Origin of the sequence: Undibacterium sp. Di24W (genome assembly GCF_049340325.1) — a bacterium.
Taxonomy (GTDB): Bacteria; Pseudomonadota; Gammaproteobacteria; order Burkholderiales; family Burkholderiaceae_D; genus Undibacterium.
Window position 1 is genome coordinate 503690 of sequence record NZ_JBMPOP010000004.1, and the last position, 25694, is coordinate 529383.

The following is a 25694-nucleotide window of genomic DNA, read 5'->3' on the forward strand; positions in this document are numbered from 1 at the left end:
TTGGCGGAAGCGGTGAGATTCGAACTCACGAAGGACTCTCATCCTCGCTAGTTTTCAAGACTAGTGCCTTCAACCGCTCGGCCACACTTCCGTCTTAGATAAAACTATGAAATATCAGCACAAATAAATTTGAACCAATCTCTCAAGCCCTGCATTATAGCGAGTTTTTCTGATTTCTTGTGAACTTTTTCAGAAAATTTCTCAAATACTTACTTAATAGTTCACTTATTTTTCAAACCAATAAGGCGATTAGTAAAATGAGGGGAAGCTAAAGCTTCTTAACATCACTTCTGAAAACTTATCGGCATCGAGTGGCCTGGAGAATAGATATCCTTGAATCTCATCGCATCCCATTTTTTGCAGAAAGGCGAACTGCTCGCTGTTTTCTACTCCCTCGGCGATCACTTTATGTTTCATTTGCTTGGCCATACTAATGATAGCACTGGCAATCGCGCAGTCATCCACGTCATCCGGTATCCCCTGGATAAATGAACGATCAATCTTCAAGGTATCTATAGGAAAGCGCTTTAAGTAAGACAAGCTAGAAAAGCCAGTACCAAAATCATCTAATGCCAAGGTCACGCCAAGCGCAGTGATTTGCGTCATGATCGCCACCACATCTTCCGCGTTTTGCATCAGCATACTTTCGGTAATCTCTAACTCTAGCCATCCCGCAGAAATTTGATGTTTGTTGAGGGCCTGTTCGATGAGCTCAGGAAGAGACGCGGTAAATTCACGCGCAGACACATTGACAGCGATACGGAAAGGCGCCACACCAGCGCTCTGCCAGCTTTTTGCTTGTGCGCAGGCAGCGTCTAAAACCCAAGCACCGATTTGCAGGATTAGATTCGTTTCCTCTGCTACAGGAATAAATTCGTTCGGAGCAATAATCCCGTCTAGCGGATGCGCCCAACGTATTAAGGCTTCGGCACCCAACACTTTTCCGCTTAGCACATCAAGTTTGGGTTGGTACAACAAAAAGAATTCATCACGTTGCAGCGCACGACGCAGTCCCGACTCTAGGTACATACGGCCAGAAATCGTGCGATTCATTTCTGCATCATAGAATGTATAAGCACCACCTGCTTTATCTATCAGGCGTTTAGCTTTGAACATGGCGATATCTGCTTTTTGCAATAGCGTTTCGGCATCACTACCATCTTGCGGATAAATGCTGATACCAATGCTGGCGCCCAAGCGTAACTCATGTTCATCAATCGAAAAAACATGCTCTAAGGTAGCGAGAATTTTCTGAGCGACTAAACCTGCATGAAAGTGCTGCTTTACATCGAGCACGGCGATCGCGAATTCATCACTACCGAGGCGTGCAATCACGTCATTGTCTCGCAGGGCAGAACGAAAACGTTCAGCGACCTGCTTTAACAATAAATCTCCAACACGATGCCCGAGTGTGTCGTTAATCGGTTTAAAGCGATTCAAGTCGACGAACATGACAGAGACAGAAGCATCATTTCTATAACTCTGCTGTAGTGCGCTATCGACCAATTTTTTAAACAAACTGCGATTAGGAAAGTCGGTAAGAATGTCGTAATAGGCTAAGTGATTAATTCTCTCTTCTGATCGTTTTCGTTCAGTGATATCGCTCAAGTAACCAATCAGGCCAACTGCTTGCTGTGACTCATCAAACAAGGTGGATAAGCTCAAGCTTGCCCAAAAAACTTCCCCACTTTTTTTACGTCGCCTGACTTCCATCTCACGGCCACCGCTTTCCAGAAAAATATCGCGCACGGAAAGATCGTTCGCTTCTTCGGATTCATAGAGGAATAGAATGTTTTGTCCGACCGCTTCATCTGCGGTGTATCCAAATAGGCGCTCGGCACCAAAATTCCAGCTGAGTATGAAACCGGCGAGATCCATGGTAATGACAGATTCATGAAGTTGATCAAGAATCTGCGAATGAATCAACTGAGATTTCATCGCAGCATCGAATCGCGTTGCCGTACTCAAGCGCTTAGCAAATAGGCGAGCCGTCAACTGACTCAATTGATTTAACTTATGCAGGTCAGTCTCATTGATCTCGCCACATTTTCCAGAAAGTACAAAATAATTTTCTGCGAAAACTTCTGCCAATACTTTACCCTGCCCTGCCAATGGCTTATTACGTGCATAAGCGATCTCACAATCAGCAAACAATTCGCAAAGAATACGATTCAAACTTGACTCTAAAGTCGGATCATCAGCACTTAGAATCGCTTCACACAATTCCACGCCTAGTATCAATTCTTGTTGGAGATCAGGTAGCGACGACATCATAGCTCCTGGCAGACTTGATTCACCCAGCAATACGCTTGAATCTGGCTTTCATAATAAATCTCATTATTGAGGCCCGCTGCTCCTATAGCTTGCACCAATTCAGTTGTATAAGTTCGATCAGCTTGTTCTGCCAAAGTCAAAAAGGACCCCAACTGTCCCTCTCTATCAAGCAAAGCGCTCCGAACCTCGTCTGGCAAACTCAAAGGCTTCAATATTTCCCACAGTGGGCTGGCAAAAAGAAGATCCAACAAAGAAAACATTCCCGTCATAAAAGCGGCATCTTGTTGGTCGCGATCTCCGCCATTTTGGCGGCAAAGTGATTCTAAAAAACTGGCGCGAAATGCGGCTCTTAACATCAAGGGATTCAAACTGCTTCCCTGCGCATTCTGGCGTGCATACAAAAGTAATTGTAACCAACGCTGTAACTGACGTCGTCCCAGTAAGTTGATCGCTTGGACGAAACTTGTGACCTTGACTGTTTGCGCAAATGCTGCGGAGCTTACCAGCTTAAATAACATAAATGAAAGCGTAGGATCCTGCTTAAATAGGCTTTCTAAATCCTTAGCATCTGCATCTTTCGACACTAAGCCTAATAATTTAAGCAAACGAGATCGAGACGTAGGATCAGCACTACGGGCACTATTTTCGTTGGAAAACGCAAAATTCCCACAAAACAAACTAAAACCAGCGTCCTGTGCTTGCGATAGGCAAGCTGGGGAACCAACATTTCTTGCCAAATGCTGACTTTGTTGCAAGTTAAAAACCCAAGCTTGAGCATGCGCCGGCACACCGGACTCGCAATTTACGGAAACACTTTTGGTATCAGGCCAGATCAATGATGATTTTGAACTAAATTCATCCATCATCAAGCGAACACCGCAGTGATTTAAATGCTTTAATTTTTGTTGCGTTTCTTTTGACTCACATTCAGCCTCCAGAAAACACAGTACGACATTTTTACAGTAATCACGATTTTCGAAGTCAGGAGGCAATGACAGCGGGTTACGCAATGGCAGCATCAACTGCAAATTTGATAGGCGTTCGAATCCACGAAATTGGTTCAACGCCGCAAGTAATTGCATGCATAGGTCATCATCACGCTGGGGGAAATCAGGCAATAAGGCGACGAGTTTTTGTTGACTGTTGACAACGGGTAGGAATGAAGCGATAGGCATCATTTGATAAATTTTTTTCCATATTTTTAACTTCTTACAATCAAGTGCTTTGAGGCAATTTGTATCTTGATAGTAAGTTGAAATTTACACAATTGCAAGTGCATTTTTGATGCCACAGATAGATTTCCTTTATTGTTGGCTTAATAAGACGTGAATTGCTTTATTCTGCTGAAATTGAGACGAAGATTTACCGTCTTTCAGGGCTATAAAGACAAAAAAACCCGAACCACAATTAGGGGCTTCGAGCAAGCAAACATCCAATCCAATTTGATCGCTTTAACATCTACGCCATTGACTTGGCATTCAAGCTTCACAGAAATATTTGCTGCAAATCGTTTAGAAATCGGCGTCCTAAATCGCTTGGTGCCACTCGCAAATGATCTCGATAAAGCAAGCCCTTTTGCTCCGCCAGCAACAATTTGCTTTCAATCGTATTTAATAACAACCCGGTACGATCAGAAAACAAAACGGCATCAAATCCTTGATTGAGGCGCAAGGCGTTCAGCATAAATTCGAAGCCCAATTCGTCCTTGGTGATTTCATTGCTCTCTTGAACTGCATCACCCTTTAATGCGCTGTCCATAAATGCTTTAGGCTGTTTGTGTCTGACCTGTCGAACAATTCTGTGTGGGAAAGATAACTTAGAATGCGCTCCCGCCCCAACCCCTAGATAATCACCAAAATTCCAATAATTTAAATTATGGCGAGACTCATGCCCTGGCTTGGCAAACGCTGAAACTTCATAATGACGATAACCCGCATTCGCCATGCGAGTCTGGATTTGCTCTTGCATTTCTGCGCTTAAATCGTCATCAGGAATAGCAGGTGGAAACTTTGCAAAATAGGTATTCGGCTCCAAAGTCAGGTGATACAGCGACAGATGATTTGGCTGAAAACTCAGTGCCATTTCGAGATCTGCAATTGACTCTTCTAACGTCTGCGACGGCAAAGCAAACATCAGATCCAAATTAAAATTATCAAAATTCTTCGCAGCGATTTCTATCGCTCGTTTTGCTTCATCGCCGTTGTGAATACGGCCAAGTGCAGACAAATGATGAGAGTTAAAACTTTGTATACCTATGGATAAACGATTGATGCCACTCAGACGATACTGGCGAAACTTTTCCGCTTCGAATGTCCCTGGATTGGCCTCCATGGTAATTTCTGCGTTGGCATCAATCGGTAATAAACTACGCACATCCGAAAGCAAGCGATCCACGCCTGCTGCCGACATTAAACTAGGTGTGCCACCACCAATAAAAATGGTGTAGATCTTGCGACCCCAGATCATAGGCATAGCTGCTTCAAGATCTGCCCGTAGCGCTGTCAGATAGAGATCTTCATCGAACGAAGTCTTTACTTCATGCGAATTAAAATCACAGTACGGACATTTTCTTACACACCAAGGGAAGTGAATATACAAAGACAAAGGTGGCAAAGTACTCAAATTGAGTACGCCTGGCGCAAGGAAATTTGCTTTCACTTCACCAGGAATACTGCGCATTTTTTCTTGCCTATCATGCGATGAACCGGCAGCAGAGCCGACCGACGATGAAATGGGCTTAATTGGAATCATCTTAGCTTCTTGAGTAGTTCTTGTAGTGCCTGAGCACGATGTGACAAAGCATTTTTTTGCTCAGCATTGAGTTCGGCCACGGTCCGCTGGAACTCAGGCAAATAAAAATAGGGATCGTAACCAAAGCCTTCACTGCCTCTGGCTAGATCAATGATTTGCCCAGACCAGCGACCATCGGCAATCACCGGTTGCGGATCATGTTCAGAACGTACGTAAACTAAGACGCAGTAATAATAAGCAGAGCGATCTTCCGCCCCTTGCAGTGCATCAACCAGCTTCTGATTATTTCTTTGATCGGACTTTGGCTCACCAGCATAACGTGCTGAATACACGCCGGGCGCGCCACCTAATGCATTCACACAAATACCGGAGTCATCAGCGATCGCTGGCAAACCAGACATACGCGCGGCATGGCGCGCTTTGGTTAAGGCATTTTCGACGAAAGTAAAAAATGGCTCGGCTGCATCGGGAATATTTAAGCTGGCTTGGGCGATTAATTCTATCTCTAGCGGCGCCAAAATTTCACGGAATTCTTTGAGCTTACCGGCATTATTGGATGCCAAAACAATTTTCTTATTCATCATACTTGACTTAAATTAATTCATTCTAGGTAGATGAATTCAAATCCCTAAAACTTGCTTTTGTTTCGCGATAATGTCGCGTATGCCGGCATCAGCCAAATCCAAAAGTTGATTCAATACCTGACGATCAAACGCGTCGCCTTCTGCCGTACCTTGTACTTCAATAAAATGTCCTTGTTCATTCATAACGACATTCATATCGGTATCGCAATTGGAATCTTCTAAGTAATCCAGATCCAAAACGGGAACACCTTGATACACGCCCACCGATATAGCAGCAACAAAATGTTTAAGTGGAATAGCAGGAATCGCTGATTTTGCCAACAGCTTTGAAAACGCATCATACGCTGCCACCATTGCGCCAGAGATTGCCGCTGTGCGAGTACCACCATCGGCTTGTATAACGTCACAATCCAAATGCAAAGTACGCTCACCAAAGGCTTCAAGGTCAAAAGCCGCACGTAATGAGCGGCCGATCAAACGCTGAATTTCTTGCGTGCGTCCAGATTGTTTGCCTTTGGCCGCTTCCCTATCCATTCTGGTGTGCGTGGAGCGTGGCAACATACCATATTCGGCAGTTAACCATCCTTGACCACGGCCTTTCAAAAAACCAGGGACTTTATCTTCAATACTGGCAGTACAAATTAACTTGGTATCACCAAACTCCACTAACACCGAACCTTCGGCATGCCTAGTGTAATGGCGGGTAAAACTGATGGCGCGTAATGCCGTTGCAGGACGGGCACTCGGGCGAGTAACTTCTGACATGAATTTGGCTCTTATTGGTTATCTAACTTTTATTAGTTAGGCGTGTGGAATTATGGATCGCATTTCGAATTTCATCGATTGCTTTTTCTATTTCTTCATCATTGAAAATGTCGGCCTCAGCATTTTCGTCGTCGACATCAACCGGCACTTGTATCGTGGTCGCGATTGAACCGATAGGCAGAGTATTGGTCGAAATAATTGAGGAGTTTTCAAGAATATCATTACCCTCCCACATCATTGCTAACGCCGTTGCGTTATCACCCTGACGTCCGGCGATTTCAACCGCGCTACGCACTAATTCGGGAATAGCACGCACGATGGTTTGCTCATGCAAACGCTGCGCCAGTAAATGGTCTGGAAGCACACCCCATAGTCCGTCTGAACACAACATAATTAAGTCACCCGCCTGCAATGAAGCACGGCGTGACAATTCAACGATAGGCGCATGGGGCGCCCCCAAACAATTAAAAAGCTTATTTCTGTCTGGATGAGTATTGCGCTCTGAAGGATCAACCTTGCCTTGTTCGATCAAAGTTTCTAAACGTGAGTGATCTTTAGTACGGAGCAGGATCTGACCATCGCGCATCCAGTACAAGCGAGAGTCACCACAATGAGCCCAATAAGCATTGCCGTTTTGAATCAGGCAGGCAACGATCGTGGTACGGGGCGTCTCTGGCAAATTTTTCAGCAATTTGAAGCGATGGATCTCATTATGTGCCGACAAAAAGCCCTTTTCTAAAAAACGCTCCGGCTTATCTATCATAGGATGCGCTTGCTTTTGAAAAAGACTACCTATGGTTTGCATAGCGATGGTCGCCGCCATTTCGCCCATAATGTGACCGCCCATACCGTCGGCCAGCAGCAGCAAAATTGCATCACGGGTAAAGCTATACCCCATGCGATCCTGATTGACTTTACGTCCGCCAATATGACTTTCTTGATAAACTGAAAAGCGCATGATTTTTATTAAAGTTAGTTCGAGTTATTGAGAATCAAGCAGTATCAAAGATCAGATAGTATCTTCCTGTATGGTCGTAAAATCGGCCTCTTCAGTGTCTTTCTTATTCTTTCCCAACAGATTCGCAACTTTCAACTTTGTCTTTTCGAAGAAAGTTAATTCACGCTGCGGCGGTGCTTTAACAGCTAGCGCTTTTTGCAAGGCAAACACACTTTGCGGGCGCTCCATAGGATCTAATTTCAAACACATACGTACTACATCGATAATCTCAGCGGAATAAGTCCCTTCCAACTTTTTAAAATGTGCTTCCATCTTATCGTTGGTCTTTCGTTGATCAGACGGCTGAGGTGGCGCACCAACCATGCAAGCAAACATGGATGCACCAATACTATAGATATCTGTCCACGGACCTAAGGTGCTATTTTTAACGTATAGCTCTGGCGCAGCAAAACCAGGGGTGTACATAGGATAAAGTTTAGGCATATCGGTCTTCAAAGTCTGACGTGCCGCGCCAAAATCGAGCAAAATAGGCGTACCATCCATGCGCAAATAAATATTGGCAGGCTTTAAATCCAAATGGAGCAGTTTATTTGTATGAACTTCACGCAGCCCATTCATCACTAAATTAAACATCTTGCGGATAAAACGTTCTGATACCAAAGGCTTCTCACCTTTATCGCGACGGCGCAAAATATGCTCTTGTAACGAACGGCCTGACTCATAGGCCATGACCATGTAAACGGTTTCATTCGCTCTAAAGAAATTAATGACGCTAACAACGTTCGGGTGGGAGATACGCGCCAGGGCTCGACCTTCTTCGAAGAAGCATTTAAGCCCAATACGATACACAGGAAAATTTTCAGCAGAAATTGCCGGCACCAATTCACCGACTTGCCGCAATGCCAAAGAGCTCGGTAAATACTCCTTAATCGCAACCGCGTTACCGTCTTCATCCGAAGCTAAGTAAACAATACTAAAGCCACCAGAGGCAATTTTCTTTACAATACGGTACCCGGCTATTTCTAAACCGTCAGGCAATGGTGCGTTATTTTGTGCTGCCATAGTAAATGTGGTCTCACTTAGAAAAACAGCTGAAGAAAAGTAGCTGAGAAATTATTAATTACATTGAGTTGCATTGTACAGTGTCGTTTTTGCGTCAATGGACTTTGATAGACAAATAAATGATTAATCAATAAACAATTCGCATAATCACAACACGAATCAAAGGAAATCAATTGAGCATTTTTAGCATGACTGGCTACGCTACCAGCACAAAAGAAACCGACGCTGGAACAATAACGATAGAAATTAAGAGTGTCAATTCTCGCTTCTTAGATTTACAGTTCCGCATTAACGATGAATTTCGCTCGGTCGAGCCGCTCTTTCGCGATACGCTGAGCAAACGCCTACATCGTGGCAAAGTTGAATGTCGCTTTAGTTTTGGCAAAACCAAGCTGAGCACACACAAAAAAGGACTCAACGCTGATGTTCTACTGGAACTCCAGGAATTTCAGAGCAGCTTGCAATCACAATTCCCTGCTATCAAAGCGATGAGCATGGCGGACATTCTGCGCTGGCCTGGGGTCATCGAAGAATCTGAAATCAATACTGACGAGTTGCAAGAAGCAATCACAGTCACCATTGAATCTACACTCAAGGCATTTATAGAGAGCCGTACACGTGAGGGAGCTGCACTTGCCGCTGTCTTGTTGCGCTGCGTTGACGATATGGAAGCCATCGTACTGCGAATTACGCCACTACTGCCAACTGTCCTGCAACAATTCCAACAAAAAGCGATTGCGCGCCTTGAAGAGGCGCTAGGCTTAGCGCTAAGCAATGCGGGTAGCAACACGACACCAACGATTTCACGTGATGAAGTTTTGGATAGAATTCGCCAAGAAGTCACCATGTACGGCATACGCATTGATGTCAACGAAGAACTAGCTCGACTCTCAGGGCATTTAGCCGAAACGCGTCAAATCATACAAAAAGGTGGCCAAGTTGGTAAACGCCTGGACTTTATGATGCAAGAGTTAAATCGTGAAGCAAATACTTTAGGTTCCAAAGCCGCGCTAAAAGAACTCGCCGATGCGTCTATGGAATTGAAGCTATTAATTGAACAAATGCGCGAACAAGTTCAAAATTTAGAGTGATTTAAAAATGAAAATACTTTTAAAAAACAACTCAACAGGCAAATGGCCCATTTCATTTTTTAGCGAGGTGCTATGAGCACGAACCCAATGACTTCTGGCAGTCTATTTTTGGTTTCCGCACCATCAGGTGCCGGCAAATCCTCATTAGTCAATGCACTATTGAAATTAGAGCCAGAATTAAAATTATCAATTTCATTTACGACAAGAGCACCGCGTCCAGGCGAACAAGACGGCAGAGAATACTACTTCATCTCGGTTGAAGATTTCCTTAGCAGAAAAAATCATGGTGAGTTTTTGGAGTTCGCTGAAGTTCATGGCAATTACTATGGCACTTCCAAGATTTTAATTCAGGAAGCAATGCAAGCAGGCACCGACATTTTGTTGGAAATCGATTGGCAAGGCGCGCAGCAAGTCAAAAAGCAATTTCCTGACGTCGCTAGCATTTTTATTTTGCCACCCTCGGTGCAAGCGCTCAATGAACGTCTAAATAAGCGTGGACAGGACTCTCAAGACGTCATTAGCAGACGAATTTTAGCTGCTAGCGGTGAAATCGCGCACGCGCCAGAGTTCGAATATGTTATCATCAACCAAGATTTTGAATTAGCTCTATCAGAATTGAGTGCAATTGTGAAAGCCACACGTTGCCGCACCTCGCAACAATCCGTGCGCAATGCCGCACTCTTTGCCCAATTGGGCATACAAATCAATCATACGCTCTAAGGAAATAATATGGCACGCATTACCGTTGAAGACTCTTTGAAACAGATTCCAAATCGTTTTCAATTAACTTTATGTGCAACCTATCGCGCACGTCAGTTGCTGCAAGGTCACACGCCAAAAGTTGAAGCAAAAAACAAACCTACTGTGGTCGCGTTACGTGAAATCGCGGAAGGCAAAATCGGCATTGAAATGCTGAAAAAAGTCCCATTCTAATTTCTGAATCGCGCGACTAACGTGAAACGGCTGGGAACCAAGTATGAATTTGCAAGACGACAAATCGCTCACCCCAGCCAACTCCGATGCCGCAGTTGCAGCTGCTTCTGCAGCTTCGTTGCAGATGTCTGAAAAATCGCCTGCAAAAAATACGCGCAACAAATTCAAATCTGAAACGCATTCGACTATTCCACCGCAAGCAAATGCCGTAGCGTCGATCACTGCACTAACCAACCGTCTCTCCGAATATCTATCACCTGTTGACTTAAAACAAGTCAAAGAGGCCTATCGTTTTTCAGACGAAATGCATTTGGGACAGGTACGTAAATCGGGCGAACCTTACATTTCCCACCCAATCGCCGTTGCTGAGATTTGCGCAGAATGGAAGCTGGACGTACAAGCCATTATGGCAGCTTTGCTGCATGATGTGATGGAAGATCAAGACGTCAAAAAAGAAGAACTAATTCAACGTTTTGGTGCACCCGTTGCTGCACTGGTAGATGGACTTTCTAAATTAGAAAAAATCGAATTTCAAAGCCATATTGAAGCTCAAGCGGAAAATTTCCGCAAGATGTTGCTGGCAATGGCACGAGATGTCCGCGTGATCCTAGTAAAGCTAGCGGACCGCTTGCACAATATGCGCACTCTAGGTGTGATGTCACCTGAAAAACAAAGGCGCATCGCTAGCGAAACGATGGAAGTCTATGTGCCGATTGCGCACAGACTTGGCCTAAATAATATCTATCGTGAATTACAGGATTTATCCTTCGCCCACATTTATCCTTTACGCTATCGAACCTTGTCGAAAGCGATTAAAGCGGCGCGCGGCAACCGTCGCGAAGTGGTCAACAAAATTATGGCGTCCGTCAAAACCACGTTGGCGGAAGCTGGGTTAGAAGCACAAGTCGATGGTCGCGAAAAGACCTTGTATGGCATTTACTGCAAAATGCGCGATAAGCAATTGAGTTTTTCTCAGGTATTAGATATATACGGTTTCCGCATCGTCGTCGACAATTTTCAGAATAGTTATTTTGCGCTTGGCACTTTGCACGCCTTGTATAAACCTATGCCAGGTAAGTTCAAGGACTATATTGCCATTCCCAAATCAAACGGCTATCAGTCACTGCACACGACATTGATTGGCCCTTACGGCACGCCGGTTGAGTTTCAGATTCGTACGCAAGAAATGCATAGAGTTGCAGAGTCTGGGGTCGCTGCGCATTGGCTATATAAGAATGAAGAAGGTAGCCTGACCGACTTGCAACAACGTACGCATGCATGGCTACAATCCCTGCTCGACATCCAAAAACAAACAGGCGACTCTGCTGAGTTTTTGGAACATGTTAAGGTCGATCTATTCCCAGATTCAGTTTACGTATTTACCCCAAAATCAAAGATTTTTGCCCTGCCTCGCGGTGCAACCGCACTTGATTTTGCTTACAATATTCACACTGATATTGGTGACCAAGCGATTGCCACCAGAATCAATAATGAGCCGGTACCGTTGCGAACAGAGTTAAAGAATGGTGACATCGTTGAGATTATCACCTCACCAAATTCACGCCCTACGCCAAATTGGTTAACCTATGTGCGCACAGGCAAAGCTCGATCCGCGATTCGTCATTATTTACGCACTATAAATCTGAATGAATCAACTGAACTAGGCAAACAATTGCTAGCTCAAGCACTGGTTTCCCTGCATTTGAATCCTGATTTACCGGAATCTTTGGTCGACAAATTACTCAACGAATCGAGTGCAAACACTCTCGAAGAACTTCATACCGATATTGGTATCGGTAAGCGCATGGCTGCGCTCGTTGCACGTCACATTCTAGACTTGGTTGAAAACGATTCACCATCTATCCCATTCCAACACATTGGAGATGAGAAGCATAACAAGCCTGATCCCGTAATCATTTATGGCAGCGAAGGTGTTTCTGTACAATTATCACCCTGCTGTTTACCTATTCCAGGTGATAGCATTGTTGGACAGTTAAAGCGGGACCAAGGATTGGTTGTCCATAGCAGCGACTGCACCAATGCCAAGCGCATGCAAGTCAAAGAACCAGATCGCTGGATCGACGTCACGTGGGGTGAAGATCTCAATCGCCGTTTCGATTGCCGCATCTCGGTCATCGTCAATAATGAACGTGGCGCCTTAGCGCGCATTGCAGCAGAAATTGGCGAAGCTGACGCGAATATTAGTCACGTGAATATGGAAGATGGAGAGTCAAAAGACATGACCAAGATTCATTTCACGATTCAAGTCGATGGTCGCGTTCACCTAGCGCGCATTATTCGTAATGTAAAACACCTCAATGGTGTCAGCAAGATTCATCGCGAATATACGTCATAGCCGCTGAGTCTAGCTTTGCGGATATTGCACATCGAGTATCGTCAACTCGTCGACACCATGCGGCGTCTTTAAACTGACCGTATCCCCTACCCTCGCTTTAGTCAAGGCACGAGCAACTGGCGCAATCCAGCTGATTTTTCCATTTAATGGATCAAACTCATCTACCCCGACGATACGTATGCTGGTGACATCGCCATCCTGATTTTCATATTCAACTATCGCGCCAAAAAACACTTGATCAGAACCAAAATGCACGGTCGGATCTACGATCTCAGCCAAGTCTAAACGTTTCGTCAAAAAACGGATACGACGATCAATTTCACGCAAGCGTCGCTTACCATAAATATAGTCACCATTCTCCGAACGATCGCCATTTGAGGCAGCCCAAGAAACGATTTTCACCACTTCAGGTCGCTCATTATCAATTAGATTTAAGAGCTCGGTCTTCATACGATGGTGCCCTTCCGGTGTCAGATAATTCTTTACACCGGGAGGAATTGGTGGTGCACCAAATTCTTCCTCATCGTCATGATCGGTTTCTTTTACAAATGCTTTACTCACGAAATCGCTTTCCAATTCATTGTTATTTCTCTGCAAACTTAACAGATCGTCGCAGCGTCGATTCTACCTTGTTCTGCAATTGAACTTCCCCAAATAAAAATAAATGGCCTTTCAATGCGCTTTATTTCCTTGATGCATCATGCAATAATGCCCAGATATACCTAAGTGATACCTCATAGCCAGGAAAGATTTTTGCATGACCGAGAATGCCCGCATTAAATTGCTGATCGTTGATCCACATTCTGTTGTACGTGCCGGCATACGCTACTTTATTCGAGACAACGAAGATATCGCCATCGTTGGTGAAGTTGTTAATGGCCAAGATGCAATACGCCTAGCGCGCCAGATCGACGTCACCATTATGCTGATAGAAATCGCGCTTAATGATAGAAATGGCATGGATGTCATTAAACAAATTAAGCGAGAATTCCCCTATATTGGGATAATTGTTTTCTCATCTCACAGAGAAGATCAGTATGCGATACGTGCCTTAAAAGCTGGCGCGTCTGGGTTTCTCAACAAACACTGTTCGGCAACAGAACTACTTTTAGCGATACAGCAAGTCTCCTCAGGCCTCAAATTCATCAGTCCGGAGTTGGCACAAGAGATGGCAAATAATCTAAATAACGAACATGCTAACGAACCCCACAAACTGCTCTCTGACCGGGAATATCAAACCATGATGATGATCGCATCAGGTAAAAGTGTTAGTGATATTGCCAAAGAGCTGTCTTTATCCGTTAAAACCATTAGCGAATATCGTTCTCGCATCTTGATAAAGATGAGATTACGCCACAATGCGGAACTAACGCATTATGCGATTAAGAACGAACTGGTAGAATAAAATATTCCGCTACACTGGGCTCGCAAACTTAGCAGCATCTCGTCGAAAGAGTGTCATGTCAGAAAAGTCAAACAACACCACGCCAAAAACACCGACCGACATTGCTCGTGAGACTTTTAAGCGCCTGGCGGTAGATCGTATTGCACCAACTCCCGACGCCTATCGGAAGTTGTATGTCGAAATCTCAGGTGTGGACGACACAGAGTCCGTCAAAGTAGAGATCCCACCACCACGCTCAATCGACGATTTGATGCCGAGCGAAGCAGAGAGTCTGCTCAGCACTTTCGCCAAATCTTTACAAAAATCTAGTGGTGATTTGTCCAATTATGGCCATCGCTTTGCACGCGCGCTAAAAGGAAAAGATTGGGAAGATTACGCCAAAGGTTTGAACGAATTAGCCAGCAAGGTCAACACAAAACCCAACAATAACTTAGTTGACCCAATTGCGCAGCTACCTGCCGCAGTCAATGCGCTGCCGAAACGAATTTCTCTGGTTGATGATGTGCCAGAAGAAAACCCCCGCGAAAATGTGCTCAAAGATCTGCTTTTCCGAACGTTGAGTATGGCAGTTACTTCTCTACTCAAACCAAATCCAGCTCTTGCGGCAGAGTCAGAAGCCATCGCTGGTGCAGTTAAACTAGCGAACAACGAAGCAGAACTCAATGGTATCAGTGCCAGGCTCAAACAGTTATGCTTTCAGATTGAATTAAAAAGTGGCGACACCGCCGAACAACAAGAACTCTTATTACGTCTATTTGCCCTACTATTAGAAAATGTCAGAGAATTATTAGATGACGATAACTGGTTGCGCGGACAAATTGAGGTGGTACAAAACCTGATAGCAGGGCCAATCGATCATCGTGCATTGCAAGAAGCCACTCGCAGTCTAAAAGACGTAATTTACAAGCAAGGTGCGCTCAAGCACAGCTTGGCAGAATCCAAAACCTCAGTCAAAAATATGATGGCGGCGTTCATCGACCGCCTTGATGTGATGACTAGTACGACCACCAATTATCAAGAGAAAATCAGTGGTTACTCAAAAGAAATCAGTCACACCAAAAATACCGCCGAAGTAGAAAAAATCATTATCGAAATTTTGAGCGAGACCCAAACAATACAATCCGAAGCCAGTCGTTCACAACAGATCATGATGGCTGCACAAAAAGAAGTTAAAGAAGCTGAAATCCGCATCAAAGAATTAGAAGATAAGCTTGCACAACTGAGTGAACTAGTACGTGAAGACCAACTCACCGGCAGCCTCAATCGTCGCGGCCTTGATGACATTTTTGAGCGCGAAGCGGATCGCGCAGATCGGCGCGGCACTTCTTTGTGTGCGGCAATGCTAGACCTGGACAATTTCAAAAAACTCAACGATACCCATGGCCATGCGGCTGGAGATGAAGCACTAATCCATGTCGTCAGAATCGTAAAACAAACTCTGCGCTCTATTGATGCGATTGCACGCTACGGCGGCGAAGAATTTTTAATCGTCATGCCAGAAACGAGCTTAGACGAAGCTGCAAAAGCCATGACGCGAGTACAGCGCGAATTAACCACGCATTTTTTTACCGCGAACGATCAACGTTTATTCATTACCTTTAGTGCAGGCGTCGCTCTGCGTACACCGCACGAGGCGCAAGATTCTGTTATCAAACGCGCGGATAAAGCAATGTATGAGGCTAAGAAAACGGGGAAAAATCGTGTGATTGTTGCAAAGTAACTGGCACCACTAAAGCCACTTCGAAATAAGGAATAACGTAGCAAATCTTCAAGCCAGCGCGCTATTATGGGCAAAAAAAAAGCGCTAGTATTTCCTCAATATCCATTGCGCCTCCAACAATAGCTGTTCAATTCTTGGAGGCATCATTCGCTTGAATGCATTTAACTACTTCAAGCAAAGTGAGTATTAAAACTCTTCCCAGTCTTGGTCTGTTGCCGCGGGCTTGCTAGCCTTCGATGGGCTTGAACTATCATTTGCCAAGGATTTTACTGTCACTTTCTTGGCCGCGGGCTTGCGTGCGGCGGCGGGCTTGGGTGAACTCACTGCCACTGGAGAAGAGGTGTACTGCTTTGATTTATCGTCACCACTGAGTTTAAAAATACTGACGGCCTGATTCAAATTATTCGCCTGATCTTGCATACTACCAGCAGCAGCGGCCGCCTCTTCGACCAGTGCAGCATTTTGCTGAACCGCTTCATCCATTTTCGAAATTGCGATGTTGACCTGCGCAATACCATCACTCTGCTCAACGCTGGCGGCAGTGATTTCAGCCATAATATCCGCAACGCCTTTAATCGACACAACAATTTCATCCATGGTTTGTCCTGCATCATCGACCAAGCGTGAGCCAGTATCGACTTTATTGACGGAATCATTGATCAGCTCTTTAATTTCTTTAGCAGCACTTGCAGAACGTTGTGCCAAGCTACGAACTTCAGAAGCAACTACAGCGAATCCACGCCCTTGCTCACCAGCACGTGCCGCTTCTACTGCCGCATTCAACGCCAGAATATTCGTTTGAAAAGCGATCCCATCAATCACACCAATAATGTCGACAATTTTCTTAGAGCTATCTTTAATTGAATTCATGGTGTGTACAACATCACCAACCACCTGACCGCCCTTAGTTGCAACACCTGAAGCTTTCAAGGCCAGCGTATTCGCCTGACGAGCATTGTCTGCATTTTGCTGAACTGTCGAGGTCAACTCCTCCATCGAGGACGCAGTTTCTTCTAGGCTTGCTGCCTGATTTTCTGTTCTAGCAGACAGATCCATATTACCCGTTGCAATTTCTCCTGAAGAGACCGCAATAGAGGAGCTACCTTGACGTACGGTGGTGACAGTTTGCACCAAATTCTGACGCATGTTTTCTAGTCCGGTCAGTAACTGGCCCATTTCATCGTTGGAGTGCGCTTTAATTTGATTCGACAAATCGCCATTACCGATTGCCTCAAACTCCTCCAGCATAATGTTGAGTGGTCGAGAAATCGCGAGAAGCAAATAATAAGCTGAAAAAAAGACTGCAATCAAACCAGCGGCAACACCTACGATATCCAGCCAAAAAAAAGTTTTATAATCGGCCTGCTTTTCATTAAGAAGTGCAGTTGCTGTTTTTGACTGAAATTCAACTAGGGTACCCAGTTTATCGGAGTAAGCTGAAAACAGCGGTGGGACAACCGTCATGTTAAGTCGGTCTGCCTCTTCCTTGTTGCCAGCCTTAATTGCCACTAACATTGGTTGAAATGCATCACTTAAAAACTTTTCTCTCGCCGCAGCGACCTCACTCGCAAGCCTTTTTTCATCTTGGTCTGCAGGAAGCGCCTGATAAGTCTTCCAAGCCTCGTTTGCCTTCGACAAAAAGTCCTCGACACGTTTCAGATTGTCGGCATTTTTAGCATCTTCAGGATGGGCGATCGAGCGATCAATAGCCGTGCGCGCTCGCAACAAAGCGACCTCAGTCTTTCCCAAAGAATTCAGAGAGGGTAATTGATTGGTATAGAGCTCATTAATCGCATTATTGCTATTTCGCACGCCCCAAATACCCATAGCACCGCCTATGGTCAACATAATTGCCATCACTAGCATAGTTGCAATTAAGCGAAACTTGATCGTCAAATTGAGCATAAAATTTTCCTTAGACTGAGCTTACGACAATAAGAAATTAAAAATTTTGTACGGGCTATACGCTACGCTGTTGCCGGAAATCAAGAATGATTTACCTTTATCAAAGTATAGTTATCTTTAGTGCGCTCGTGAAGGTAAATTCAATAAACTGCCGAAAAAAATATCCATTGAGCAACAAAGGAAGCTTTAGCAGACAAAAAAAAGACGAAAAAAAACCCAACCAAAGGCTGGGTTTTTTTAGCGACTTTTCAAGCCATCAAAACTATCAAATTAGATAGCTTGGATGTTAGATGCTTGTTTGCCTTTTGGGCCAGTTGTCACGTCGAAAGAAACGCGTTGGTTTTCTTTCAAAGATTTGAAGCCTGCTGATACGATTGCTGAGAAATGTGCGAACAAATCTTCGCCGCCTTCGTCAGGTGTAATGAAACCAAAACCTTTAGAATCATTGAACCATTTTACAATACCTGTTGCCATTACAATTTCCTATTTCAGTTAATGTGGGCATGTGCCCGATAGATCGTTTCAACCAAGCAAGAAATGACAGACTGATACTGCACTGCTACCTAGAATCTCAACGATGGGCACGATTATACGCATAATTTCTTAATAAAGTAAATTTTAAATTGAAAGCTCATAAATTCGTTGCATTTTGGCATTTTATTGGCAAATTTATTATCAATAAACTATGGAATTCTTTATTGATCTAAAGCCACTTCCAAACTCTCTTCAATATTTATAGCTTAACCGGTGCCATGTGTATGCACCCAAAAATGGCGCGCAAACCCTAGGGCTGTGCGAAGCGATCGCAAAATTTACATAAGACTACAGTTACCTACTCAGAATTAGACTATCTAAAGTCAAATCGCTTAAAGGCTTAGCAACGCATGGGAGAATACTTCCTTCAGATTTCTCGTCAAAACTCAAACCAGGCCATTCGACTGTGTATTCAATACTGCCGCTTTTCAGCTGACACAAGCAAATTCTACATGTCCCATTTCGGCATGAGTTGGCCAGCACTAAACCTTGTTTCAAAGCAGCGGCAAGCAAGGTTTCATTAGCGCTACAGAGAAAGGTTTTTTCGTACTTAGGGAGATAGATTTTGAATACTGCGTTTTGCATACAACGAGAAATTTCGATAAGGTTTAAACGACTTTCTGCAAACGCATAGCGATACTCATGTCGCCAGCAAGTTTCAGCTTGCCGCTCATAAAACCGCTGATAGGATTAAGTTGCCCTGCCAATAAAGCGCCCAAATCTGCCAGTGACAGGCTTACAGTACAGCTTGCTTCTCTATCCCGATTATCGACTACATGTGGGTTGAGCAAAGCATTAACAAAGATAAAACCATCAACACCACAATCGAATTTCAAGGTCGCATTCAGACTGCTGTTTTGACCTAATTTATCGCGAATCTTTCCTGTACAAGTTTGTAAGTCCATCTTCATCTACTTATCAAAGTTTATTTTAAAACGCAGGTCAGCATCCAAAAAAATTCATTACGGCTGACACGAATATCGCGTGCTATTGCGGCAAATTTCTTTTTCAAATAACTATCAGTCGGAAAGTTTTTTATGACTTCCACACGACTACCATCTGGTAGCTCGCGAATCTGGTAAGTATTACCATCACTATCAGTTCGAGCTGTCGGGCGCGTAAAGTCTTCGACAACATTGTCATCAATCAATACCAAAAAACCACCAGACCCGATGGCTTTGCGTATATTTGCCATAGCGGAATTGTATTCATCGCGGCGTATATGTGACCACATCCCCCCTGCAAAACACGCAGTAAATTTTCTACCCTCAGGTAATTTGAGGTTATGCCAATCGGCAATTGCAAATTCCACTTTTCCATCTGGATAATCATGATCTTGCGCAAGATCCAGCATAGCTTCATTAACATCAGTCGCCAATATCGACTTTGCGGCATCAGCAAAATGTTGTGTCCAGTAACCAGAGCCACAACCCAACTCCAGCACGTCATGATTCGCCAGCGCTTCGCTAATATGCTCCGCTGCCGCATAAGCATCTTCCTCTAAATCAGGCTCTTGATATTTCTCATCAAAAGTCTCAGCGCATTGCGCATAATAATCAGCTAGTGCTTCACGCTTCATTTCATTCTTTCTTATTTTGATTCCAGTTCTCCTGAAATCTTCATTTCTAAATTTTTACCTATCGTCGATTTAGACGACATCAAATCACAAATCGTAACTATCTTTACCGCCCTGCATCACCTGATCAATTAATTTACGATTCATGGTCGGCGAAAGCATTTCGATGAAAGTGTACATATAGGTACGTAAGTAAGCGCCCTGCCTTACCGCAACACGCGACACATTCATGCCGAACAACTGACCTACGGGGATTGCGCGTAAATTCACATCACGCTCGGCATCAAACGCCATCCCCGCGATAATGCCAACACCCATTCCCAACTCGACATAAGTCTTAATGACGTCAGCATCAATCGCTTCCAGTAACACATCAGGCTTTAATTGACGCACTTCAAAAGCATGATCGATTTTGCTGCGACCAGCAAATGCAGCGTCGTAAGTAATTAAGGGATAACGGGCAATATCTTCCAGCGTGATCCCTTTCAATTTCAACAAAGGATGATCTGGCGCGACCACCACCACATGCTCCCACTGATAACAAGGCATCGACACCAAGCCATCAATACTGGTAATCGCCTCAGTCGCAATCGCAATATCTGCCTGGTCACGCATCACCATTTCTGCAATTTGTTTCGGGCTACCTTGCAGCAAGGACAAACGCACTTTAGGATACTTCTGCATGAACGCCTGCACGATTTTAGGCAAGGCATAGCGTGCCTGCGTGTGCGTGGTAGCGATAGTAAAGCTGCCACTATCTTGTGCCGCAAATTCTTTACCGATGCGCTTTAAGCCATCAATTTCCTGCATGATCATTTCAACAGACTTCAACACAGCGCGACCAGGCTCAGTCAGACCACGGATACGTTTGCCGTGACGAGCAAAAATATCGACACCCAGTTCCTCCTCAAGTTCGATGATCGCTTTAGAAACGCCAGGTTGCGAAGTGAATAAGGCTTTGGCCGCTTCTGTAAGGTTGAAATTCTGTCTGACCGCTTCGCGAACAAAACGCAATTGATGGAGATTCATGCAGGCTTCCTAGAGTCAGAGTAAAACTTTTTTATCGATGTAGCTACTTATCGGTGTAAAGTGCCATTTTCTTTATATGATAAAAATTAACTTTACTCAGTTTATATAACTCTAGCAGTATATAGACTCAGGCCATGAATTTCTAGAAAAAATCAAAATTCATCGCTAAAACCCCCGAATCTTTAGTTTTTACTGTATTCGACCACGCTTTGTTCAATCGCACCAAAAATCGATTTACCGTTTTTATCCAGCATTTCGATACGAATCTTGTCACCAAATTTCATAAATTCGGTACTAGCTTCCCCATTGGCGATCATTTCTAAGGCACGTTTTTCCGCAATACAGCTATAGCCTTTCTTCGGATCTTTATTCGACACTGTGCCAGATCCTATGATGGTGCCAGCGCGCGCGTTCCTCGTCTTACACAAATGCGTAATCAATTGTGGGAAAGAAAACACCATATCCACGCCTGCATTCGGCTGTCCAACCAGTGTGTCATTCCAAGTCGAACGCAGTGCTAAATGTACTTTACCCTCTTTCCAAGCCTCCCCTAGCTCATCGGGCGTAATCGCCACCGGTGAGAAACTTGACGCAGGTTTAGACTGGAAAAAGCCAAAACCTTTTGCCAACTCGGATGGAATCAGATTGCGCAAAGAAACGTCATTCACCAACATTAGCAAACGAATATGTTCTTGAGCATGTTGCACCTTTACCCCCATAGGGACGTCACCAGTCACAACCGCAATTTCACTTTCAAAATCAATGCCCCAGTCCTCTGACAATAAAGCGATGTCATCCATGGGGCCGATAAAGTCATCACTTCCGCCTTGGTACATCAAAGGATCATGCCAAAAACTCTCAGGCATCTCAGCGTTACGTGCTTTTCTCACTAATTCCACATGATTGACATACGATGAGCCGTCCGCCCATTGGTAGGCACGTGGCAATGGTGCCATACAATTTTGTGGCTCAAAATCAAAACTATTAATACCTCTTCCAGCGTTCAAACGTTCATATACTTCATCAAGCTGCGGTGCGATGAAGCTCCAATCATCCAAAGCGTGCTGTAGCGTCGCCGCGATGCCGTCTGCAATCTGGGCCGTTTTCAAATCACGCGAGACCACAATTAACTGTCCATCGCGAGTACCATCTTTAAGTGTCGCTAATTTCATAATCGTTTTATATTTCTTTAATTGAGAGATACGTCATAAAATAACCTCCAACGAAATTGTACCTTTTCGTCCTTATAAATTGCTAAACAGTAGCGAATTCAATCCGGAGGTAGCATTGCCATCACAAATCATACTAAGCACACCTCGCTTGCAACTACGCACCATGGATTATAAAGACGCGGCGTTTTACTTGCGCCTTGTCAATGATCCGAGCTTCATCCACAATATCCGCGACAAAGGCATACGCAGTCTCGAAGACGCAATAAAAGCCATACAAACCGGGCACCAAGACGTTCAAGAAAAAATGGGATTCAGCTTGTATCTCGTTGAGCTAAAATCTGATCAACAAGCAATTGGTTTATGCGGCTTGGTGAAACGTCCAGAGCTTGAAAACATCGATATCGGTTACGCTTACCTGCCAGAATTCACCGGCCAAGGATATGCTTTCGAAGCAGGAAAAGCAGTGGTTCAATTTGCACAAAACACGCTTAGGCTAGACAAACTTGTTGCAATTACTTCCTTACACAATACAGCCTCCGAAAATTTATTGTTAAAAATGGGTTTCCAAATAACGGCGACTATTCCCTGGAATGATGGAAGCGAGGTTAAATTTTATAGCATGACCTTAAACTAAAAAATGCTCCAGAAATATACAAAGACTGGAGCGATGAGGTTTAGCAAGTTTTTACAAGAATCGATCTAAAATTTTTCGGCTATGTTTATCAATTTCAAACATATTCCGGATCAGAAAATGTATCCCGTGATTATCTGCAATCAATAAAGAATCTTTACCTATGCGACGAATATCTTCATCACCTTTCAAAACAAAATGAGTATCGCCACGGTCTGTCTTCACATACCATGTGCAAGGCGTAGCAAAACTGGTGACACTGACAATTTGCGAAATTTCAGGCATAAACTCACGACCTTCTAACTCCTCGTCGATGAGCTCACGAATCGCAGTTGGCAAATCAGATAAGTGATCTATCCACGCCACTTCTGCACCATTTTCTTTAACCAAGGAAATTCCCGCATCCGGTGATTGAATCGGAAAAGCACGCACCGGACGCACATCAACGTGATCTGCGCCGTCGACATCGGTCAATACCAATTGACGAAAATTATTGCGTCGCAATTGAAATGTCGTCGTCATATTATTCACCTCCCACAGCGAGTGCCGCAGCATTACGAGCCTGCGCTTCATACAATTTAAAATACGCGCCATGCTTGGCCATCAATTCGTCATGACTACCGACTTCCACCACTTCGCCTCGATCTAATACAACCAAACGATCCGCTTTATGCAAGGTGGAAAGACGATGCGCAATCGCAATCGTGGTGCGGCCTTTAACCAAATTATCCAATGCTTTTTGAATTTCTTTTTCGGTTTCTGAATCGACTGATGAAGTCGCTTCATCCATGATTAAAATTCGTGGGTCAATCAATAAGGCACGTGCAATTGAAATCCTTTGGCGCTCACCGCCAGACAAGCCTTGACCACGTTCGCCGACCATAGAATCATAACCCTGTGGCAAACGTAAAATAAATTCATGTGCATGGGCAGCACGTGCAGAAGCGATAATCTCTTCACGCGTGGCGTTCGGCTTACCATAGGCAATATTGTCGGCAATCGTACCAAAGAATAAGAAGGGCTCTTGCAACACCAAGCCAATATTACAGCGATAGTCAGCGACCGCAAAAGAACGAATATCCACGCCATCGAGCAAAATCGCGCCCTCCGCCACATCGTAAAAACGGCAAATCAAGTTGACCAAGGTACTCTTACCTGAGCCACTATGACCAACTAAACCTATCATCTCGCCCGGTTGGATATTCAAACTAACTCCGCGATTAACAGCACGATTACCATAACGGAAACCGACTTCGCGCAATTCAATCTGACCTTTTACTTCTTTGATTTTGACTGGATTTTGTGGTTCCGGCACGCTGGAGACATGATCAAGAATATCAAATATCCGTTTCGCTGCTGAAGCCGATTTTTGAGTCACAGAGACGATGCGACTCATGGAATCAATACGACCGTAGAAATTACTAATAAACGCCACAGCAGAAACCAAAGCACCCACCGTAATTTCGTTATGTGACACTTGCCAGATACCGAAGCCCCAAACGACCAAAATACCAATATCAGTCAAAAAAGAAACGATAGGCGAAAACAAAGACCAGACTTTATTGAGCTTATCGTTGACTGCCAGGTTGTGTTTATTCGCATCACGAAAACGCGATGCTTCCCGTTGCTCTTGCGCAAAAGCTTTGACCACACGAATACCAGGGATCGTGTCGGCAAGTACATTGGTTACCTCACCCCAAACCCTATCAATTTTTTCGAAACCCGTTCGCAAGCGATCACGTACCAAATGAATCGCCCAAGCAATCAACGGCAAAGGCAATAAAGTAACCAACGCCAACTTCGTATTGATTTGCAACAGGAACACCGCAGTCATGATGAACATCAAAACGTCGGTGGCAAAGTCCAATAAATGCAAGGATAGATAAACGCAAATCCTATCGCTCTCGCTACCAATACGTGACATTAAATCGCCGGTACGTTTGCTACCAAAATACTCTAAAGAGAGTTTTAACAAATGCTCATAGGTTGCGGTCCGCAAATCTGCACCGATACGCTCTGAAACCAAAGCTAAAATATAAGTCTTACCCCAGCTCAACAACCAAGCCAATACCGCTGCACCAAACAAGCCACCGATGTAAGTTGCGACCAAGCCGGGGTCTACGTGCTGACCATTTTGATAAGGAATCAAAACTTCATCAGTCAGTGGTTTTGTCAAGTACCGCGGGATCATATGCGCCGCGGTACCCAAAAGCATCAAAGTAAAACCGATCGCTAACGAAATTTTGTATGGGCGCGCAAAACGCCACAAACGAAACAAGGTCCAGGTGGAAGGAGGCGTGTGAATCACTTTGGTACAAACCGGACACTCATCTTGATCCGGCTCGAGAATTGCTTTGCAACTAGGGCAGATGTTTTGCTCGACATGCTCTGGGGTTTTGCCTGTAATGTGGGCTTCCAGTTGTTCTCGGAAGCTATCCATCAGCCGAATAACCAATAAATTTTGCCCTAAAGTAAAACGCCAATGCGCCAACAATTGCGTATCATCTAACAATTCCAAGTGTCCCACGCCCGCATGGTCATGATGGCGAATTTGCAAGCCTTGGGCGTACGACCACGAGTCCCAATTTTGCGCGTTAGGTGCTTTCGACAGCAAACGTTGATTGGTAACGACGATTAAGCCTTGTTCAAACCTGAGCTTGGCATCAAGGTCGGTTTCAACTGCATTCAATATCGTTTCATCTTGCCTTAATTGCAAACTCAACTCTTGTACCCACACTTGCGGCAAATTGGCGACTGAATTAGTAATGCTTACTGTTGCTGTTGGTGATGTTGTCATCGTCAAACAAACTCCCGGGAGACGTTTTCTGGCACAAATCGAAAACGCGAGAAAAAATTAAAAAAACCGTATTTTCTTGTTATTCACACATAAGTTAGCACGTTAATTACAGGCAAAATCCAAGAAAACTTTGGAAGAATGCATCATGCTG

24 protein-coding genes and 1 tRNA gene are annotated in these 25694 nt (G+C 44.3%); 7 read left to right on the plus strand and 18 right to left on the minus strand.

Annotated elements, in window-relative coordinates:
- Position 1 precedes the first annotated feature (1 nt).
- The 8 genes from ACO0KZ_RS11380 to ACO0KZ_RS11415 form a co-directional block, all read right to left on the minus strand.
- A tRNA-Ser gene (locus ACO0KZ_RS11380) sits at positions 2–91 on the minus strand.
- 158 nt (positions 92–249) lie between these two features.
- A complete protein-coding gene (locus tag ACO0KZ_RS11385) occupies positions 250–2274 on the minus strand; it encodes a putative bifunctional diguanylate cyclase/phosphodiesterase (protein WP_422995262.1) in 2025 nt (674 codons plus the stop codon).
- On the minus strand, positions 2271–3452 hold the full coding sequence (locus ACO0KZ_RS11390; RefSeq protein WP_422995263.1) for an EAL and HDOD domain-containing protein: 1182 nt from the start codon (positions 3450–3452) through the stop codon (positions 2271–2273). Before ACO0KZ_RS11390 ends, ACO0KZ_RS11385 begins: the two co-directional genes overlap by 4 nt.
- Before the next feature lie 307 nt (positions 3453–3759).
- Entirely contained in the window at positions 3760–5025 is a 1266-nt protein-coding gene (gene hemW / locus ACO0KZ_RS11395; protein WP_422995264.1) for a radical SAM family heme chaperone HemW, read from the minus strand.
- Positions 5022–5606 (minus strand): RdgB/HAM1 family non-canonical purine NTP pyrophosphatase, encoded by a 585-nt coding sequence (gene rdgB, locus ACO0KZ_RS11400; protein ID WP_422995309.1) that lies wholly within the window; start codon positions 5604–5606, stop codon positions 5022–5024. Before rdgB ends, hemW begins: the two co-directional genes overlap by 4 nt.
- A gap of 39 nt (positions 5607–5645) precedes the next feature.
- Positions 5646–6374 carry a ribonuclease PH gene (rph, locus tag ACO0KZ_RS11405; RefSeq protein WP_422995265.1) on the minus strand — a complete coding sequence of 243 codons (729 nt, stop codon included), beginning with the start codon at positions 6372–6374 and terminating at the stop codon, positions 5646–5648.
- 22 nt (positions 6375–6396) lie between these two features.
- Positions 6397–7332 carry a PP2C family protein-serine/threonine phosphatase gene (locus ACO0KZ_RS11410; RefSeq protein WP_422995266.1) on the minus strand — a complete coding sequence of 312 codons (936 nt, stop codon included), beginning with the start codon at positions 7330–7332 and terminating at the stop codon, positions 6397–6399.
- A gap of 51 nt (positions 7333–7383) precedes the next feature.
- Positions 7384–8394, minus strand: coding sequence for a serine/threonine protein kinase (locus tag ACO0KZ_RS11415; protein ID WP_422995267.1), 1011 nt, complete (start codon positions 8392–8394; stop codon positions 7384–7386).
- A 188-nt stretch (positions 8395–8582) separates the two neighbouring features.
- On the opposite strand from ACO0KZ_RS11415, the gene ACO0KZ_RS11420 reads away from it, so the two are divergent.
- From ACO0KZ_RS11420 to ACO0KZ_RS11435, 4 genes are all read left to right on the plus strand, one after another.
- Positions 8583–9485, plus strand: coding sequence for a YicC/YloC family endoribonuclease (locus ACO0KZ_RS11420; RefSeq protein ID WP_422995310.1), 903 nt, complete (start codon positions 8583–8585; stop codon positions 9483–9485).
- A 72-nt stretch (positions 9486–9557) separates the two neighbouring features.
- On the plus strand, positions 9558–10205 hold the full coding sequence (gene gmk / locus ACO0KZ_RS11425) for a guanylate kinase (RefSeq protein ID WP_422995268.1): 648 nt from the start codon (positions 9558–9560) through the stop codon (positions 10203–10205).
- A gap of 9 nt (positions 10206–10214) precedes the next feature.
- Complete coding sequence (rpoZ, locus tag ACO0KZ_RS11430; RefSeq protein WP_186924105.1) at positions 10215–10418, plus strand: DNA-directed RNA polymerase subunit omega; 204 nt, start codon at positions 10215–10217, stop codon at positions 10416–10418.
- A 124-nt stretch (positions 10419–10542) separates the two neighbouring features.
- Positions 10543–12774, plus strand: a complete 2232-nt coding sequence (locus ACO0KZ_RS11435; RefSeq protein ID WP_422995311.1) for a RelA/SpoT family protein — start codon at positions 10543–10545, stop codon at positions 12772–12774.
- A gap of 9 nt (positions 12775–12783) precedes the next feature.
- On the opposite strand, the gene greB is transcribed toward ACO0KZ_RS11435, so the two are convergent.
- The gene (gene greB / locus ACO0KZ_RS11440; RefSeq protein WP_422995269.1) at positions 12784–13335 is read right to left on the minus strand and encodes a transcription elongation factor GreB; all 552 of its coding nucleotides are present in this window, start codon (positions 13333–13335) and stop codon (positions 12784–12786) included.
- A gap of 196 nt (positions 13336–13531) precedes the next feature.
- On the opposite strand from greB, the gene ACO0KZ_RS11445 reads away from it, so the two are divergent.
- Together ACO0KZ_RS11445 and ACO0KZ_RS11450 are read left to right on the plus strand one after the other, a co-directional pair.
- A complete protein-coding gene (locus ACO0KZ_RS11445) occupies positions 13532–14179 on the plus strand; it encodes a response regulator (protein WP_422995270.1) in 648 nt (215 codons plus the stop codon).
- Positions 14180–14234: 55 nt separating this feature from the next.
- Positions 14235–15899 carry a diguanylate cyclase gene (locus ACO0KZ_RS11450; protein WP_422995271.1) on the plus strand — a complete coding sequence of 555 codons (1665 nt, stop codon included), beginning with the start codon at positions 14235–14237 and terminating at the stop codon, positions 15897–15899.
- 186 nt (positions 15900–16085) lie between these two features.
- On the opposite strand, the gene ACO0KZ_RS11455 is transcribed toward ACO0KZ_RS11450, so the two are convergent.
- The 7 genes from ACO0KZ_RS11455 to ACO0KZ_RS11485 all read right to left on the minus strand — a co-directional run bounded on the left by ACO0KZ_RS11455 (position 16086) and on the right by ACO0KZ_RS11485 (position 22115).
- Complete coding sequence (locus tag ACO0KZ_RS11455; protein WP_422995272.1) at positions 16086–17804, minus strand: methyl-accepting chemotaxis protein; 1719 nt, start codon at positions 17802–17804, stop codon at positions 16086–16088.
- A 270-nt stretch (positions 17805–18074) separates the two neighbouring features.
- Positions 18075–18278: a cold-shock protein gene (locus ACO0KZ_RS11460; protein WP_186889194.1), complete on the minus strand. Its 204-nt coding sequence runs from the start codon at positions 18276–18278 to the stop codon at positions 18075–18077.
- Positions 18279–18632: 354 nt separating this feature from the next.
- The gene (locus ACO0KZ_RS11465) at positions 18633–18923 is read right to left on the minus strand and encodes a 2Fe-2S iron-sulfur cluster-binding protein (protein ID WP_422995273.1); all 291 of its coding nucleotides are present in this window, start codon (positions 18921–18923) and stop codon (positions 18633–18635) included.
- A 23-nt stretch (positions 18924–18946) separates the two neighbouring features.
- A complete protein-coding gene (locus tag ACO0KZ_RS11470; RefSeq protein WP_422995274.1) occupies positions 18947–19243 on the minus strand; it encodes an SCP2 sterol-binding domain-containing protein in 297 nt (98 codons plus the stop codon).
- 20 nt (positions 19244–19263) lie between these two features.
- Positions 19264–19917: a class I SAM-dependent methyltransferase gene (locus ACO0KZ_RS11475; protein WP_422995275.1), complete on the minus strand. Its 654-nt coding sequence runs from the start codon at positions 19915–19917 to the stop codon at positions 19264–19266.
- Between the two features lie 84 nt (positions 19918–20001).
- Positions 20002–20943 (minus strand): CysB family HTH-type transcriptional regulator, encoded by a 942-nt coding sequence (locus ACO0KZ_RS11480; protein WP_422995276.1) that lies wholly within the window; start codon positions 20941–20943, stop codon positions 20002–20004.
- Between the two features lie 182 nt (positions 20944–21125).
- Entirely contained in the window at positions 21126–22115 is a 990-nt protein-coding gene (locus tag ACO0KZ_RS11485; protein WP_422995277.1) for a fumarylacetoacetate hydrolase family protein, read from the minus strand.
- Between the two features lie 115 nt (positions 22116–22230).
- On the opposite strand from ACO0KZ_RS11485, the gene ACO0KZ_RS11490 reads away from it, so the two are divergent.
- On the plus strand, positions 22231–22749 hold the full coding sequence (locus tag ACO0KZ_RS11490; protein WP_422995278.1) for a GNAT family N-acetyltransferase: 519 nt from the start codon (positions 22231–22233) through the stop codon (positions 22747–22749).
- A 51-nt stretch (positions 22750–22800) separates the two neighbouring features.
- Here ACO0KZ_RS11490 and ACO0KZ_RS11495 read toward each other — a convergent pair whose 3' ends face one another.
- Both ACO0KZ_RS11495 and ACO0KZ_RS11500 read right to left on the minus strand, forming a co-directional pair.
- Positions 22801–23268 (minus strand): DUF1854 domain-containing protein, encoded by a 468-nt coding sequence (locus ACO0KZ_RS11495; protein ID WP_422995279.1) that lies wholly within the window; start codon positions 23266–23268, stop codon positions 22801–22803.
- 1 nt (position 23269) lies between these two features.
- The gene (locus ACO0KZ_RS11500) at positions 23270–25543 is read right to left on the minus strand and encodes an ABC transporter transmembrane domain-containing protein (protein ID WP_422995280.1); all 2274 of its coding nucleotides are present in this window, start codon (positions 25541–25543) and stop codon (positions 23270–23272) included.
- Positions 25544–25694 lie beyond the last annotated feature (151 nt).